11 protein-coding genes and 2 pseudogenes are annotated in these 17408 nt (G+C 57.2%); 12 read left to right on the top strand and 1 reads right to left on the bottom strand.

Annotated elements, in window-relative coordinates:
• Positions 1-197 precede the first annotated feature (197 nt).
• The gene (locus PSSD_RS00910; RefSeq protein WP_058968734.1) at positions 198-1613 is read left to right on the top strand and encodes an aminotransferase-like domain-containing protein; all 1416 of its coding nucleotides are present in this window, start codon (positions 198-200) and stop codon (positions 1611-1613) included.
• Positions 1614-1707: 94 nt separating this feature from the next.
• Here the strand turns inward: PSSD_RS00910 and PSSD_RS00905 are convergent, their stop codons facing one another.
• The gene (locus PSSD_RS00905; protein ID WP_039328872.1) at positions 1708-2190 is read right to left on the bottom strand and encodes a YlaC family protein; all 483 of its coding nucleotides are present in this window, start codon (positions 2188-2190) and stop codon (positions 1708-1710) included.
• A 252-nt stretch (positions 2191-2442) separates the two neighbouring features.
• Between PSSD_RS00905 and PSSD_RS00900 the strand changes: the two genes are divergently transcribed.
• From PSSD_RS00900 to PSSD_RS00845, 11 genes and pseudogenes are all read left to right on the top strand, one after another.
• The gene (locus PSSD_RS00900; protein WP_058968731.1) at positions 2443-3057 is read left to right on the top strand and encodes a cupin domain-containing protein; all 615 of its coding nucleotides are present in this window, start codon (positions 2443-2445) and stop codon (positions 3055-3057) included.
• Positions 3058-3182: 125 nt separating this feature from the next.
• Entirely contained in the window at positions 3183-4622 is a 1440-nt protein-coding gene (locus PSSD_RS00895) for a circularly permuted type 2 ATP-grasp protein (protein ID WP_039328870.1), read from the top strand.
• Positions 4616-5545 carry an alpha-E domain-containing protein gene (locus PSSD_RS00890; RefSeq protein WP_058968727.1) on the top strand — a complete coding sequence of 310 codons (930 nt, stop codon included), beginning with the start codon at positions 4616-4618 and terminating at the stop codon, positions 5543-5545. Before PSSD_RS00895 ends, PSSD_RS00890 begins: the two co-directional genes overlap by 7 nt.
• Positions 5542-6342, top strand: coding sequence for a transglutaminase family protein (locus tag PSSD_RS00885; RefSeq protein WP_058968724.1), 801 nt, complete (start codon positions 5542-5544; stop codon positions 6340-6342). The genes PSSD_RS00890 and PSSD_RS00885 overlap by 4 nt, the downstream gene beginning before the upstream one ends.
• Before the next feature lie 19 nt (positions 6343-6361).
• Complete coding sequence (locus PSSD_RS00880) at positions 6362-7066, top strand: proteasome-type protease (RefSeq protein WP_039328866.1); 705 nt, start codon at positions 6362-6364, stop codon at positions 7064-7066.
• Positions 7067-7290: 224 nt separating this feature from the next.
• A pseudogene (gene olsF / locus PSSD_RS00875) lies at positions 7291-9010 on the top strand (bifunctional ornithine lipid synthase OlsF).
• Between the two features lie 454 nt (positions 9011-9464).
• Positions 9465-10529: an ABC transporter ATP-binding protein gene (locus PSSD_RS00870; protein WP_058968722.1), complete on the top strand. Its 1065-nt coding sequence runs from the start codon at positions 9465-9467 to the stop codon at positions 10527-10529.
• 25 nt (positions 10530-10554) lie between these two features.
• The gene (locus PSSD_RS00865; RefSeq protein WP_058968720.1) at positions 10555-11544 is read left to right on the top strand and encodes an ABC transporter substrate-binding protein; all 990 of its coding nucleotides are present in this window, start codon (positions 10555-10557) and stop codon (positions 11542-11544) included.
• A 2-nt stretch (positions 11545-11546) separates the two neighbouring features.
• Positions 11547-13289 carry an ABC transporter permease gene (locus PSSD_RS00860; protein WP_058968716.1) on the top strand — a complete coding sequence of 581 codons (1743 nt, stop codon included), beginning with the start codon at positions 11547-11549 and terminating at the stop codon, positions 13287-13289.
• Positions 13277-14395, top strand: a complete 1119-nt coding sequence (locus PSSD_RS00855; RefSeq protein WP_082672275.1) for an MBL fold metallo-hydrolase — start codon at positions 13277-13279, stop codon at positions 14393-14395. The genes PSSD_RS00860 and PSSD_RS00855 overlap by 13 nt, the downstream gene beginning before the upstream one ends.
• Before the next feature lie 166 nt (positions 14396-14561).
• Positions 14562-17404: pseudogene (locus PSSD_RS00845) on the top strand (EAL domain-containing protein).
• The last annotated feature ends 4 nt before the right edge of the window (positions 17405-17408 follow it).

The raw sequence follows: 17408 nt of genomic DNA, 5'->3' as shown, positions 1-17408 counted from the left end.
GCCATAAATGGCAACCCTACGACGATCGCGCGCGGTTTGCGTAGGGTGCGCATTTTTGCGCACCAGGATAAGCATGCATTTTGGATTTAATTGTCAGGCATAGGCTTTTCAGCCGCCCGTCGCGGCCTATTGCGGCTTGCGGGAGAGGGCCGGGGTAAGAGAAAATAGCCGCACAAATCCCAAACAGCGGAGGTCGGGTGGCGAAATACCAGCAGTTGGTCGATCAGTTACGGGCACAAATCGAAGCACGCATCTGGCCGCCGGGAGAAAAGCTGCCGTCGCTACGTCAGCAAGCGGAGCAGAGCGGGCTTAGCTTGATGACGGTGATGCACGCCTACGAAGTGCTGGAGAGTCAGGGCTGGATCGTCTCTAAGCCGCAGTCCGGCTACTATATTGCCCCGCGCGCCGCTGAAAGCCGTCCACGTTTACCCACGCAGGCCATTGCCAGAACTGAGCAGGCAGACACCAACAGCTTCGTATTCGATGTACTGCAAGCCACGCGCGACCCGGCGATTATTCCCTTCGGCTCGGCGTTTCCCGACCCTGAACTCTTTCCGCAGCGCCAGCTGATGCGCTCGCTGGTGAAAGTCTCGCACAATCTCAAGCCCTCTGACGCGCTCAACAATTTGCCGCCGGGGAACGAAGCGCTGCGTAAAATTCTGGCCCAGCGTTACGCCCAGCAAGGCATCACCTTATCACCCGACGATATCGTCATTACCAATGGCGCGATGGAAGCCCTCAATCTCAGTTTGCAGGCCGTAACGGAACCCGGCGACTGGGTGGTGATTGAGAACCCCTCTTTCTACGGGGCATTGCAGGTGATTGAGCGCCTGAAGCTGAACGCCATCGCCATCGCCAGCGACGTCGAACAAGGCATCGATCTTGATGAACTGGAGCGGGCGCTGCAACGCTGGCCGGTGAAAGCCTGCTGGTTGATGACCAACCGCCAAAATCCGCTCGGCTTTACGCTAAGCGTCGAACGTAAGCAGCAGTTGGTGGCTTTGCTGGCGCGGCACAAGGTGGCGATGATTGAGGATGACGTCTACAGCGACCTCTACAATGGTCACGACAAACCCCTGCCCGCGAAAGCTTTTGATCGTGAAGGGAATGTCCTGCACTGCGGCAGTTTTTCAAAAAATCTGGTGGCGGGATTTCGCGTCGGTTGGGTGGCGGCCGGACGTCACGCCCAGCGCGTGCAGCGGATTCAGTTGATGAGCACGCTCTCCACCAGTGCGCCGATGCAGCTGGCGCTGGCCGATTTCCTCAGCACCCGCAGCTACGATACCCATCTAAAGAAGCTGCGTCAGACGCTGGCAAAGCGTAAGCAGCAGGCGCAGCAGGCGCTGCGCCGCGTCTTGCCGATTGAGGCGCACATCAGCGATACGCCCGGTGGCTATTTCCTGTGGATTTCACTGCCCGAGCAGATCAACACCACGCAGCTTTATCATCTGGCCTTGAAAGAGGGCATCAGTATTGCGCCGGGCCAGTTGTTCTCCGGCAGTGAAGGATTCAGCCACTGCTTCCGATTCAATACCGCCTGGCCGTGGGATGCACGGGCCGAGGCGGCAGTGGAGACGCTGGGCAAATTGATTGCGCAATTGCGGTCGCCATAAATGGCGACCCTACACGTAGCGGCGCCATTTATGGCGCATCTGACTGCGAGGGTATGGCTCAACTACGCGCGATAAATCGCGCCATGACATCCCTTTAAACCGTTGCCGCCTGCTGGTGGCCCCAGGTCAGATAATACACATCGTAAAAATCGACTTCGCCTTTCTGTTTCATCAAACGATCGATACCACTGCGCACGCGATCGGGCGTGCCGGGATGGTCGACAATTTTATCCAGCGCCTGCTGTGAAACCGGCTGTACGTAATACCATTCGCCGTTGTAGCACACCCGCAGATCCAGCGTATCGATATCTTCGAAGCGGTATTTGGGGTTGATGTCCATCAGCATCAGTACACTCATCACCAGCACAAACGCGGTGGCAAACCAGAACGCTGGCCAGCCCAACATCTCAGTGGAGAAAATCAGCGCCACGCACAGCGCGTAGCACAGGTACATCACCGCCCAGAGGCCGGGATGGGTTTTGAGGAAAGAAAAACTAAAGCGCGGCAGATTATCGCGCTGGCCTTCACGGTTCAGCGTGGCGATCTCATCGAGCAGGATTTGTTTGATCGTGTCCATTGTTCACCTCTCATTATCACTGCCTGCCAGTTAATCACATAACAGTGAAGTGAATCAGATACAGATCTGGGATGTTTTTATATAACAGTTTAGGCTTCTCTCCCTCACCCCACGAAATGTTAAATATGTTGCCAACTAATTTGGCTTTAGTAAGGTAAATCATTCTTTTATGTGAATTTTGTTGGCGGGCGCACATTGCAATGCCTCCGGGCTTTGCCACAATTAAGCAACGTGGCTTTCCGGAGAAAGAGTATGACTGCCAACACTTCCAGCCTGCTGTTACTGATGTCTTTCGCCGCCGGTACCTTTTCAGCAGGTTCATCCAGTAATCCGCAGCATTTGATGCTGTCGCTGCCGTCGGGCGGCATACCCAACAATCTGCTGCCGCTGATCATTTGGCCTGGCATCGCACCAGACTATGATGAGGAACTGCAGAGCGACAGTGCGGCCTGGTTCGAGAAAACGTTTAGCGCGAACGGCTGGCCTGCTGCGTGGCGCGCGCCAATCTATCCTTATACCCATTACCATCCCAATACCCATGAAGTGCTGGGCGTTGCATCCGGTTGGGCTGAAGTGCTGTTCGGCGGCGACAGCGGCCGCATGGTGACGCTGCGTGAAGGCGATGCGGTGCTGATCCCCGCAGGTGTCGGCCATAAACAGGTGTTCGCCTCGGACGATTTTTTTGCCGTTGGCGCCTATCCTGAAGGAATGTCGCCAGAAACGGTGCGTGATGAGCCTTCTCGTTTACGTGCTGCGAAAGATCAGATTGCGCGCGTTCCGCTTCCGCATCGCGATCCTTTTACTGGCGGCGATGGGGCGATGACCGATATCTGGCTGCCAGTTGCGCAGCAGTTGATGCACCAGTAAGGTGCAACACCACCGTTATCCGGCGCTGCTCCGCTATTGGGGCGCGTGTGCCGTTGCGGGCGCGAGCCTCTGGCACACTTTGTGCAGGAGAGGAGATACGTCCTCTGACAAGCGCCGGGTAAATCATGAAAGAAAGCTACCAGATAGCGTCACACTTCTATGATGAGATGTTGCTGAGCGACGGCCAACACCGCGCGCACTATCAGCATTACTGGGAATGGTTACAACAGGCGGACAAAGAGGCAGTGGCGCGTAAGCGCGAAGAGGCGGAATTATTGTTTCATCGCGTGGGCATCACCTTCAACGTCTATGGTGATGATGGCGGAGCGGAGCGTTTAATCCCGTTCGACAGTGTGCCGCGCATCATTCCTGCTCGCGAATGGTCGATGCTCGATCGCGGCATCCGCCAGCGTGTGCAGGCACTCAATGCCTTTCTGCACGACATCTATCATCAACAACACATCCTTAAAGCCGGTATCGTGCCTTCCGAGCAGGTGCTGGTGAACGATCAATACCAGCCGTGTATGCAAGGCGTTGATCTGCATCGCAACATCTATGCGCATATCACCGGCGTCGATATGGTTCGTAATAATGATGGTGATTATTACGTGCTGGAAGACAACCTGCGCACGCCGTCTGGCGTCTCCTATATGCTGGAGAACCGCAAGATGATGATGCGCCTCTATCCGGAGCTGTTTATCGAACAGCATGTGGCCCCGGTGGAGCGTTATCCTTCGCACCTGCTACAAACGCTGCGCGAAAGCTCACCGGTTAACGATCCGGTAGTGGTGGTGCTGACGCCAGGGCGCTTTAACAGCGCTTACTTTGAACACAGCTTCCTCGCCCAGCAAATGGGGGTGGAGCTGGTGGAAAGCGCCGATCTGTTTGTGAAAGATGGTGCAGTGATGATGCGCACCACCGCAGGACCCTGCAAAGTCGATGTGATCTATCGCCGCGTGGATGATGCCTTCCTCGATCCTTTGGCGTTTAGGCCGGATTCAATGCTGGGCGTACCGGGCTTATTGTCGGTGTATCGATCCGGAAACGTGGTGCTGGCCAACGCCATCGGTACCGGCGTAGCGGACGATAAATCGATCTACCCTTACGTGCCTGACATGATCCGCTTCTATCTGGATGAGGATCCGATCCTCAACAACGTGCCGACCTGGCAGTGCCGCAAACCGCAGGATCTCTCCTACGTGCTGGCGAATCTCAACAAAATGGTGGTGAAAGAGGTTCACGGCGCAGGGGGTTACGGCATGCTGATTGGCCCGGTTGCCAGCCAGCAAGAACTCAGCGATTTTCGCGATCGCTTAAAAGCGCGACCGGCTAACTATATCGCGCAGGACACGCTCTCCCTCTCGACTTGCCCGACCTTTATCGACAACGGTCTTGCGCCACGCCACATCGATCTACGCCCCTTCGCCTTGAGTGGCGCGGATATCCGCATCGTGCCTGGCGGCTTAACCCGCGTGGCGTTGACGGAGGGTTCGCTGGTGGTGAATTCATCGCAGGGCGGTGGCACCAAGGACACCTGGGTTCTGGAGGATGACGCATCATGCTAAGCCGCACGGCCAGTGGCCTTTACTGGATGGCGCGCTATCTGGAGCGCGCAGAACAACTCGCCCGGGTGTTGGATGTGACCAACCGCCTGTCGCTGATGCCGGTACGTAACAGCCACGGTGATGAACTGCTGTTGCCACTGAATCTCACCGGGACACGACCGTTGTTTGAAACCCTCAACGGGCGTTTCACCATGCCGCAGTTGTTTAATTTCTTTGCCCTTGATGATCGTAACCCCAGCAGCATTTTCAGTTGCTGGCAGGAGGCGTGGAACAATGCGCACGCGGTGCGCGGCAGCTTGTCATCGGAAGTGTGGGAGAGCATCAACTCCACGTGGATCGAGATGCGTAACACCCGGCGACGCGGGATCACCAGCGCCAATGCCGACAGCTTTTTTGACTGGGTCAAAGAGCGCTCCCATCTGTTTCGCGGCGCGATGTTCGGCACCTTGCTGCGCGGCGATGCCATGAGTTTTATCCGTCTTGGCACGTTAATGGAACGCAGTGACGGCACTGCGCGTTTACTCAGCGTTAATCAGCAGCTGCTGGAGCAGCATCCCGACTCGGTACGAGAGTACTACTGCCTCGATACGCTATTGCGTGCGGTATCGGCGCGTGAAGCCTATAACGCGATCTTCAAGCAGCAACTGATGCCGGATCTGGTCAATGAGATGCTGATCCTGCGCAGCGAAAGTCCGCGATCGCTGCACTCCTGCATTGAAGAGATCGCCACGCAGCTGGAGCAGATCGGCAGCAGCGGTGAGGATCGCCCGCGCTATCTGGCCACGGTGCTGTTAGCGGAGATGCGCTTTAGCACCTGGGAAAGCCTGACGCGTGAAGGGTTGTATAGCTGGCTTAATCACTTTCTTTCGCAGATCAACGCGCTGGCGGAAAGCATCAATCAAACCTATCTGGAGGCGAAATGAGACTGAACATCGAGCATAAAACCTGGTATGCCTATGAGCAGCAGGTGAAACTCAGCACCCAGTATCTGCGCCTGACGCCGCAAAACTCGGTGCATCAGCAGATTCTGTCGTGGGACCTGGAGCTGCCTTGTGAAGCCACACGCACCCTGGATGCTTACGGCAATGTGATGCATGTGTTAACCCTGGATATGCCTCACCAGCAGTTGGAGATTGCGGCGCGCGGCGTGGTGGATATTCTGGACGCGGGGGAACTGTCACCGGACCCGGAATCGACGTTGTCGCCGTTGGTGTTTTTGCGCGCCACGCCGCTGACGCTGCCGGATGCGGCCATCCGTGATTTTGCGCTGCGCTACTGGCATGCGGAAAAACCGCTCGCCAGCCTGGAAAAGCTGATGGGTGAGCTGTTGCTGAAAATGCCTTATCGGCCAGGCAGCACCCAGGTCACCGATACCGCTGCGAAAGTATTTGCCGCCGGCAGCGGCGTTTGCCAGGATCACAGCCACGTGTTTCTGGCGTGCTGCCGTAGCCTCGGGATCCCCGCGCGCTATGTCAGTGGTTATCTCTATACTGATAACGTTGAACACGTTGCCACCCACGCTTGGGTCGAAGCCTGGCTGGATGGCAATTGGCACAGCTTTGATATCACCAATAATACCCGCAGCACGCGCCAGCATTTACGGCTGGCGGTGGGTGTGGATTATCTCGATGCCTGTCCGGTGCGCGGTATGCGGCTGGGCGGTGGCGGTGAAGATATGCTGGCGGTCGCCGCGGTGCAGCAGGTGCATTCGCAGCAGTAATTTTTTTGCAGGCGTGACTATGACTTATTGTGTGGCAATGCGTTTATCGTCAGGGATGATTTTTGTGTCGGATTCACGCACCAATGCGGGCGTCGACCATATTTCCTCGTTCCGTAAATTGCACGTGTTTCAGGTTGATGATGAACGCACCCTGGTGCTGCAAAGCGCCGGTAATCTGGCGACCACGCAAAGCGTCATGAGCCTGCTGCGGCGCAACAGCCATGACAGCGATCAGCCCAACTTATTGAATGGGCGATCGCTGTATGACATTGCGCTACTCGTGGGGGAAACTCTGCGAGAGGTGATCAAACGTGACGGCGAAGAGTTTGGCGGCACGCTGCTGTTAGGCGGCCAGATTCGCGGTGAAGAGCCGCGCCTGTTTCAAATCTATCCGCAAGGCAACTTCATTGAAGCCAGCGTGGATACGCCCTATTTCCAGATTGGTGAAAGCAAATACGGTAAACCAATTATTGACCGGGTGCTGCGCTACGAAACGCCGCTGAGTCAGGCGATGCAATGTGCGCTGATTTCAATGGATTCAACGCTGGCGAGTAATATTTCAGTCGGGCTGCCACTGGATGTGATGATTTATCACACCGATACCTTCAGTGATAACGAGCAGTATCATATCACTGAACAGCATCCCTATTTTTCGCAGATTCGTCAGCTTTGGAGCAAAGGTTTGCTGAGTGTTTTCTCGCAGTTACCGCCGTTGAAGCTGTAATACCCACCTGTGTGACTAGCGCTTTCGGTCGCCATAAATGGCGACCCTACAACGACAAGGCACGATTTTCGTAGGGTGCGCATTGATGCGCACCTGCAATCTGCCATGAATGACGCTGCTTATCCGTTCTACGCTTTTTCCGGTCCACCCCGTCACCAGTCATAAATCTGAAAACAAGCCTGTTTACCTTCGGTGCGATAACCTCTGCGCACAAAAGGTGAATGATGTTCTCTGTTGATCAACTTCTCGATACTTACTGGCCAGGCCATCACCCCGCGAACTGGCAAAAACGCCTGCTGAAATGGGCGGTTCGCGAACATGAATTCCAATCCTTTGCTGACCGTTATCGCCACCTGAAAGGGGTGGATATGGTTGAGCAAGTGCTGGAGCACCTGGATGTGCGCTGTGAATTAAGTGAACGCGATCTGGAGCAGATCCCGACTCAAGGCCCGGTGGTGATTGTAGCTAACCATCCGCTGGGTGCGTTAGACGGTCTGGCACTGCTGGCGGCGGTCTCTCAGGTGCGTCGCGATGTGAAAATTGTCGCGAACCGTATGCTGATGATGCTGGAACCGATCAACAACCTGATGTTACCCGTGGATAACATGGGTAATCGCACCAGCCGTGAACAGCTGTCACGCATGCAGCAGCATCTCGACAATCAAGGTGCGCTGATTATCTTCCCAGCGGGTGAAGTCTCACGCCTTGGCACTCAGGGCGTACGCGACAGCAAATGGCACCACAGCTTCCTACGTCTGGCGGCGCGTGCTCGCGCCCCGATTGTGCCGGTGCACGTGGTGGGTCGTAACAGCCTCGCATTTTACGCGGCGGCAAAAATTGCCTCGCCGCTGGCGCTGCTGATGCTGGTGCGCGAGATGTTTCGTCAGCGCGGTTCCCGCATCAAGCTGCACATCGGTGAGCAAATTCCCTTCGCCAACTGGCACGACGGCCACACGCCGGGTAAAGAGCTGGCAAAACGGCTGCGCAAACATCTCTATCGCATTGGTCAGGGGCGGCGCGGTTTGTTCCTGACAGAAGCGGCGATCGCGCGTCCGGAAGATCGTGCCGAACTGAAAAAAAGCGCTAATGGAGAGTGAGCGACTTGGCTCGCTGCCGGATGGCAAGCAGATCTATCTGTGGCGACGTAACGGGGCCACTTGGGTGCCGCTGTTACGCGAACTGGGACGCCTGCGCGAGATTGCTTTTCGCGCGGTAGGCGAGGGCAGCGGCCGCCGCCGTGACCTCGATAAATACGATGATGATTACTATCACCTGATTTTATGGGATGACGATGCGCTGGAGATCGTCGGGGCGTACCGCTTCATTCCGGGGGCCGAGCAGTTAAATCGTCGTGGCCTGGAAGGCATTTACAGCGACAGCCTGTTCCACTACGACGAGCGCATGCTGCCGATCATCAATCAAGGGCTGGAACTCGGGCGCAGCTTTATTCAGCCCGCCTACTGGGGTAAACGCGGTCTGGATTATCTGTGGATGGGGATTGGTGCCTACATCGCTAAATACCCGGAAACCCGCTACCTGTTCGGCCCGGTATCGATTTCCGGTGGCATGCCACTGGCCGCGCGCGATCTGTTAGTGGCGTTCTACCGCATGTACTTCCCGACCGAGTTGCCGCTGGCGAAGTCACGCCGACCGTATCCGGCTTCGTTGCCAGAGGTGCTGGCGCAGTTCACCGGGGATAATTACACGGAAGATTTACGTCGCCTCAAGCATCTGCTGGCAAACCTGGGCACCGCGATTCCAACGCTCTATAAGCAGTACACAGAGGTGTGCGAACCGGGAGGAGTGCAGTTTATTGATTTCGGCAGCGATCCCGATTTCAACAACTGTATTGACGGGTTGGTGTTGGTGGATCTGACACGCGTTAAGCCATCCCGTTATGAGCGTTATATCGGCATGCATTTGCTCCCGCAGGATATGGCATAAAATTGTAGCGGCGCGATTTATCGCGCGTATTTTAGGCTTTTTAACGCTGAAAGATGCGCAATGAATTGCGTAATGCTCGTCAGTTAAGCGACTGACGATAACGCCGTCTGGGGCCGCACCGGGGCTGGCGGTCCTCGCGCCGCTGTCGCGGTGCCTTCACTTCACTCGCCTGCCTTACGGACCGGTGCCGATGGAACATCCATGTTCCAGCGCCACCTTTCGCCCGCGTCCTGCGGGCTCTCCTGGCATACTCACTCAGCTCAGCGCTGCGGATGCCAGCTCCGGTGCGGCCCCAGCCAGCTCATTAGCTTCAGTGCGGGTTGTCAAAAAGGGCACATTGGCGGCAGAGCCCGCACAGAAAAGAAAGGCCACTGGTGTAAGTACAGCCATGTCATGTAATCGTCATCGTCGTGTCGTAGGGTCTTAGCCGGACTGTCAGATAAAGGCCAGAAACATGGCAACGATCACACTTCGCGGGTTGTGCAAATCTTTCGCCGCTCAACCGGTACTGCAAGATATCTCTCTGCAGATTGCGCAGGGCGAGTTTATCGCCGTGCTCGGCCCGTCAGGCTGCGGCAAAACCACCTTATTACGCTTACTCGCCGGGTTTGAAACCGCCGATGCCGGTGAAATCCACGTTGGCGAACGCTGCTTTGCGGCACCGGGCGTGCATCTGCCGCCGGAGGATCGTCAACTCGGCGTGGTATTCCAGAGTTATGCGCTGTGGCCTCATATGACGGTGGCAGAAAACGTCTGCTACAGCCTCAAAGTCAACGGTGTGGTGCGCCATGAACGCGACAGCCGCACCCAGCAAGCGCTGGAACTGGTGGGGTTAGAAAAATTTGCCGCGCGACGTCCGGCGGATCTCTCTGGCGGTCAGCGTCAGCGTGTGGCACTCGCCCGCTGTCTGGTGGCCCAGCCCACGCTGGTGCTGCTCGACGAACCGCTTGCCAACCTCGATGTGCATCTGCGTGCCACGATGGAAGAGGAGTTCCGCCGCTTCCATCGTCACAGCCACGCTACCTTGATTTACATCACCCACGATCAGCACGAAGCGATGGCGCTGGCCGATCGCATTGTGGTGATGGATGGCGGCCGCGTCATGCAATTCGCCACACCCCAAACCCTGTGGCGCGAACCGGCGAACGCCATGGTCGCGGGATTTATCGATGACGGCAAAGTGCTGCCGGTCAGTGACATTGAACCCTGCGCTGACGGCCACGCCTTTGCCACGCTGTGCGGCCTGCGCGTGACGTTGCGCTGCGCACCCGATCAGCGTCCGATGCCCCACGGCCACGCCAGTTTTCACGCGGTGGATTTCCGCCTGGCACAGCCGGGCGAACCTCAGTTTGCGGTGCGCGTACAGCGGGTGATCTATCGCGGCGGGCACTATCAGATTGATGTGGCCCCTGTGGCGTCACCCGACACCAGCATCACGCTGCTGTCCGATACCCCTTTACCCGTTATCGACGCGACGCTGGGTGTCGCGCTGCGTGACGGTTGGATTCTTCCTTCATAACGTTCAGATACTTAGGGAAATTGCTATGCGCACGTCGTTTAACGCTTTGATGTTAGCCAGTGGATTACTGCTTGCCGCCGCCAGCCAGGCGGAAGATGCACCCTCCGGGAAGCTGGTGCTTTACACCTCGCAGGCGCCAGAAATCGCGCAGCAAACCGTGGATGCGTTTAAAGCCGCCTATCCGAACGTGCAGGTGGAGTGGACGCGCAACGGCACTACACAGTTGATGAACGTGTTGCAGACCGAGATGATGAGCGGCGGGGCCAAGCCCGATGTGTTGCTGATTGCCGATGCCATCAACCTCGGCGCGCTGAAGAACCAGAATCAGCTTTACAGCTACACGGATGCCCCGCTGAGCCACATCAACCCTTCGTTTTACGATAAAGATAAAACCTTCTTCGGCACCAAAATCATCGCCACGGTGATTGCGTACAACACCCAACACGCACAGCCGATCGACAGCTGGAACGCGCTGGCGGTGGAAGCCAACAAAGGCCAGATCGCCGTGCCAAGCCCACTTTACTCTGGCGCGGCGCTCTACAAACTGCACACCGACATCAATACGCCAACCATTGGCTGGAACTTCTATAAGAAGCTTGCAGCAATCGGCGTGGCACCGCAGGGCGGTAACGGCCCGGCGCTGAAAGCGGTGGCCAGCGGGCTGGATAAATACGGCATCATCACCGATGCCGACGTGATTCTGGCGAAGAAAAAAGGTTCGCCGGTGGATCTGGTGTATCCGAAAGAGGGCGTTTCTTACGTCACCGAGCCGGTTGCCATCATGAAATCGGTACATAACCTGCCAGCCGCCAAAGCCTTTGTGAATTTTATGCTGTCCGAGCAAGGCCAGAAGCTGGTGGTCGAGCAGGGTAACCGTCCGGTTGACGATCGCGTTTCTGCGCCGGCAGGCTTCACGCCGATCAACAAAATCAAGCTGCTGACGCCTGATGTGGCGAAAGCCATCAAGGAAGATGCCACGGTGCGCGATCAGTTCACCGCGCTGTTTGGCGGCTAAGCATGAGCGTGGTGAGCAACGAATGGCGTAACGCGACGCGAGGCGTTCAACGCCTCCGTTTCAACAGTGAAAAGCTGGTCTTGGCGCTGATGGTGCTGCTGATTGGCCTGCTGTCGGTTGCGCCCTTAGTGCGACTGGTATGGACGGCGATTGCGCCGCAGGGCGTGCCGGATATGGCACGTCTGATGCATCTGATCGCCAGCGACCGCGTATTGATCGCCAGCGGCAATACTTTGCTCATCGCGCTGAGCTCGACCCTGATTTCCGTGCTGCTGGGTACTGCCGCCGCCTGGCTGGTGGCGCTCAGCGATTTACGCGCGAAAACGGCCTGGGTCTTCGCCTTTATCCTGCCGCTGATGATTCCACCGCAGGTCACGGCACTCGCCTGGCTCCAGGCGTTGGCCCCGTCGAGCCCGTTAGCGCTGCTGTTTGGCTCGCTGGGTTTGCCGTGGTTTGCGCCGGGCGAGCAGCCGCTCTATTCGCTGAGTGGCATTGTCCTGCTGCTGGGCACCCACAATGCGCCACTGGTGTTTCTTACGGTACGCGCGGGTTTACGCCGCCTGCCCGCAGACCTGGTGGAAGCGGCGCAGGTTAGCGGGGCATCCCGCACTCGCGTGCTGTTCACCATTATTCTGCCGCTGGCACGACCGGCGATCTTTGCCGGGGCCGCACTGACCTTTGTTGCCGCCGCCGGTAACTTTGGTATTCAGGCGATGCTCGGTATCCCTGCGCGGGTGCCGACACTCATCACGCTGGTGTATCAGCAGCTCAACGGTATCGGCCCCAGCGCTCTTCCGAACACAGCCGTTTATGCGCTGCTGATCGCGGTGATTACGCTGGCGGGCATGGCGGCCAGCGCCTGGCTGGGCGGACGCCACGATGTGCGCGTCAACGGCGCACCGCGCCTGTGGCAGCAGTCATTGGGGCGTGGACGCATGGCGATTGAAGGGGCTGCCTGGCTGTGGATGGCGCTGACGCTGCTGCTGCCCATCAGTGCGCTGTTGATTACCGCGCTGACCAGCGGATTTGGTCAGGCGCTGACATGGCAAACCCTGACGCTGGAGAACTTCCGTAGCGCGCTGTGGGGCTATCCCGCGGTGCGACACGCGTTTATCACCAGTCTGGGATTAACCTCGCTGGCCGCGATCATTTTGACCGCCACTGCGCTCTTCCTTGCCTATTTCCTTAGCTGGCGGCGGACCAAACTGGTACGTGGCCTGTGGCTGGCCAGTGAACTGACCTACGCATTGCCGGGCATTGTTACCGGCGTCGCCGCAATGCTGTTCTTTCTGCGTCCGCTGCCGATTATCAATGTGTCGCTGTATGGCACGGTGTGGATCATCCTCGCGGCGTATCTCGCCAACTTCCTCGCGCTGGTGCTGCGCCCAACGCTGGCAGGATTCGCCCAGCTCGAACCGGCATTAGATGAAGCGGCACGGCTGTGCGGTGCCGGATTTATGCGTCGTATGCGCGATATTTTGCTGCCGTTAGCGGCGCCTTCTGCGCTGGCGGGCACGGTGCTGGTGTTCCTCACCGCACTCAATGAAATTCAGGTCTCGGTATTGCTGGTCACTTCGCAAACCCAGACCATCGGACCCACCATCGTGTTTCTGGACGAAGGGGGCTCCGCCTCGCTGGCGGCCGCGGTAGGCTGCCTGATGATTCTGGTCGTCTGTTTGCTGATGGGACTGGCAACGCGGCTGGCGCGGCGATTGCCGCAAGGGGTATTACCATGGCAAGCGTAACGGTGATCAGCGGTGTCGGTGGCAAACTGCCTGCGGCATTTTTGCTGGAGATTGATGGCTATCGATTACTGATGGATCTTGGCGCCGGGCCACAGCCCGGTGTGCGCCCGGACATTCCAGCCATTGGTCGTGTAGACGCACTGTGCCTGACGCATTCACACATTGATCATGCTGCCTCGCTCGATTGCTGGGGGCAAATTGGTTCTCCGCCCGTCTATGCCACCGAACAGACCTGGCTGCAGTTAGGCGACGTCGCGGTGCCGATGTATGCGCGCCGTCTGCTGCCCTTGCGCGGTCAGAGCGCGATTGGCCCGCTTAACCTGTTTACTGGCCGCAGCGGCCATTCACCCGGTTCGGTGTGGTTTCATCTGCCGGTTGCGGGCGGTATCACCTACATGGGGGACTGGAGCCGTGAAGCGTTGCTGCTGCCTTTTGACTGCCCGCCCCAGGCAAAATTACTGATCACCGATGCGTCCTACGGTGACCGTAATCAGCGCCTCAGCGAGCAGATGGACGCGCTGGCGATAGCCGCCTGCAACGGTGCGGTGGTGGCGGTGCCCGAACACGGACGCGGGCCGGAGGTGGCATTACAGCTGGTGGCGCGTGGTCTGGCTGTGCAACTCTGTCCGCAAATCCGCAGCGAAGTTACCCAATTGCTGGCGATGGATAAGTTACCGGCTGCGACGGTGTTAGGCTTGGTGCGTCTGTTGCAACAGCCACAGCCGGAGCAGTGGTTGCCCACCAGCGTGATCGTTGCGGCGGATGCGGTGGCCGATCACGGCTTAGCGGCCCAGCTCAGTCAGTGGGATGATTTCCGTCTGATCTTCAGTAGCCACGTAGCAGCGGGTACGCGCGCAGCGGAACTACTGGCTACCCAGCAGGCGCGCTGGCTGCCGTGGAACGTGCATCCCCCGCTGGATGACCAACAGTGGCTGATCGGCAAAACCGGCGCACAGCGGGTGGTCCCGGCGTTTGTCGCGGCGGCGGAATGCCCACAATTGGCCGCCAGCGCACCGCTATGCTGGCAGGCGCACATTCCTCTGCAATGTCATCTTGAGAGTCCCCGCTTTCCCCGCGAGCACCGTCAACGCAGCATAATAAGTTGAGTATCCCTCTGAATAATTTTTCGCCACTGCCGATAACCTGACTACCAACTTTTGTCTGATGTTGATTAGCGCTTGTAAGCCAAGCGCTTTTGCGTTTAAGTCAGCACATTGATTAAGAAATATCTTAAGCAGCAATGTACACCAGGCCAGCAATAGGCGAACAACAATGAATAATAACTCTGACGTCATGTACCGGCTTCTGGTGCAGAGCGTGGTGGATTATGCCATTTACATGCTCAAACCCGACGGCACTGTAGCAAACTGGAATGCTGGGGCGCAGCGTGCCAAAGGCTATACGCCGGACGAAATCGTCGGCAAAAACTTTGCGCTGTTTTACAGCGAAGAAGATCGTAAAAACGGTGCACCGCAGCGTGGGCTTTCCGTCGCGACAGCGGTGGGGCGCTTCGAGACGGAAGGTTGGCGCTATCGCAAAGATGGCAGCGCTTTCTGGGCACATGTGGTGATCGATGCGATTCGTGACGACTACGGCGAGCTGCTTGGCTTTGCCAAAATCACTCGCGACTGTACCGCACAGCAGGAGCTACAGCGTAAGCAGCGTGAGCAGGAGCAGCGTTTCCGTTTATTAGTTGAAGGCGTAACGGACTACGCCATCTACATGCTTGATCTCGACGGTAATGTCGAAAACTGGAATGCCGGCGCGCAGCGTGCCAAAGGCTATGTGGCTGAAGAGATCGTCGGCCAGCACTTCTCGCGCTTCTACAGCGCGCAGGACCGCAAAAATCATATCCCAGAAAAAACCTCAGCACCGCTTTCAGAACTGGACGTTTTGAAGACGAAGGCTGGCGTTATCGCAAAGATGGCAGTGCGTTTTGGGCGCATGTCATTATTGATGCTATTCGTGATGATTCAGGCAAGCTGATTGGCTATGCCAAAATCACCCGCGACTGCACCGAACAGCGTGAGCTTCAGCGTAAACAGCGTGAGTATGAGAAAACCTTCCGTCTGCTGGTGGAAGGCGTCACTGACTACGCCATCTACATGCTGGATTTGCAAGGCCGCGTAGTGAACTGGAACGCAGGTGCACAGCGTGCCAAAGGCTATGTCTCCGATGAAATTGTGGGTCAGCATTTCTCCGTGTTCTACGGTTCGCAGGAGCGCCTGGCCAATACGCCGGAAGCTAATCTCGGTATCGCACTGAAAACCGGTCGCTTCGAGGATGAGGGCTGGCGCTATCGTAAAGACGGCTCCGCGTTTTGGGCTCATGTGGTGATCGACGCGATTCACGACGAAGAGGGCAAGATGATTGGCTTTGCCAAAATCACCCGAGACGTCACAGAACGCCGTGAGAACGAACAGCAACTGCTGCGGGCGCGGGATTTGGCGCAGGCGCAGAGTGCCAAAATGTCTGAGCTTTCTACCTTCCTCGACACTGTCATCGCCAATATCCCGTCGTGCGTGATTGTCGAAGATGCCATCAGTCGCGAAATCCTGATGGTCAACGACAAAGCTGAGCAGCTGTTTGGCATCAGCAAACATCTGATCATGCACAAACGCCCGCATGAGTGTATGTCAGCGGAGCAGAGCGATTACTTCAACAGTCTGGCGGATATCGCGCTGCGCAGTGAAGGTATCCACTCGCGTGAGCAACTGCTGCTGACGGCGGGCGGGGAGCGCATTCTGCATACCCGCGCCACCACCATCAGCGGCAATGATATGCGACAGAATTACGTAATGCTGATTGTGGAAGACGTCACCGATCAGCGTGAAGCGGATGCGCGCATTCATCACATGGCGCATCACGATACGCTTACCAGCTTGCCAAACCGTGTACTGTTCCGGCAGAAATTGAGCGAAGCGTTGCGCGTGGATAATCAGCACCATTCGCTGAGTGCCACGCTGTGCCTTGATCTCGATAACTTCAAGAACGTCAACGATGCGCTGGGTCACCAGATTGGTGATGACCTGCTGCGGGTGGTGGCGAAGCGTCTGCGCAGTGCGCTGCGCGATCAGGACACGCTGGCCCGTATTGGCGGCGATGAGTTTGCCATCGTGCTGCCGAATATCAACAACGCCCAGGAAGCGGCGGTGGTGGCACAGCGCCTGATTGAAGCGATCCGTCCACCGGTCAACGTGGAAGGGCACAACCTGTCGGTTGGCTTGAGCGTCGGCATTGCCCTGACCTCGCAAACCACTAACACGCCGGAGCACATGCTACGCTGCGCGGATATGGCGCTGTACGAAGCCAAACGTAATGGTCGTAACCGCTTTGAGCACTTCACGCTGGAGATGGATGACCTGGCGCGTAGTCGTCGTGTGATTGAAAACGATCTGCGTGATGCGATTACCGGTCGTCAGCTCAAGCTTTACTATCAGCCGATCACCAATGAAGAAGGCATTATCGGTTATGAAGCGCTGATGCGTTGGCATCATCCGATCAAAGGATTGATCATGCCGAATGACTTTATTCCGATTGCCGAAGAGACCGGGCTGATTCATATGCTCGGCGCGTATGCGCTGTATGAAGCCTGCCGCGAGGCGCAGAGTTGGGGCACAGACCAGTCGGTGTCCGTCAACCTGTCGCCGCTGCAGTTCAAGAACAGCTCTCTGGTGTCGGTGGTGGAAGGCGCGCTGCGTGAGTCCGGTCTGGCACCGCATCGTCTGGAAGTGGAGATCACCGAATCGGTATTACTCGACGATACGCTGGGCAATATCCGCACCTTGCAAAGCCTGAAAGCGATTGGCGTACAGATCGCGTTGGATGACTTCGGCACCGGTTACTCATCGCTGAGCTATCTGCGTTCGTTCCCGTTCGACAAGATCAAAATCGACAAGTCGTTTATCAATGATATGGGTGACAGCCGTGAAGCCATGGCGATCATCCGTGCCATTACCGGCATGAGTCGTAGTCTGGACATTCAGATTACAGCAGAAGGCGTGGAGAGCGGCGAGCAGTTCGCGAAGCTGCGTGAAGAGGGTTGTACCCTGTTCCAGGGATACTATTTCGGTCGCCCACAGCCGTCCGAATTGCGTTTGAAAGAGTTGGAATAATTAA

It is taken from the genome of Type-D symbiont of Plautia stali (genome assembly GCF_001485335.1).
GTDB classification, from domain to species: Bacteria; Pseudomonadota; Gammaproteobacteria; order Enterobacterales; family Enterobacteriaceae; genus Pantoea; species Pantoea vagans_C.
The sequence above is the reverse complement of the archived record's forward strand: the minus strand, read 5'-3'. Positions and strand labels throughout refer to the sequence as shown.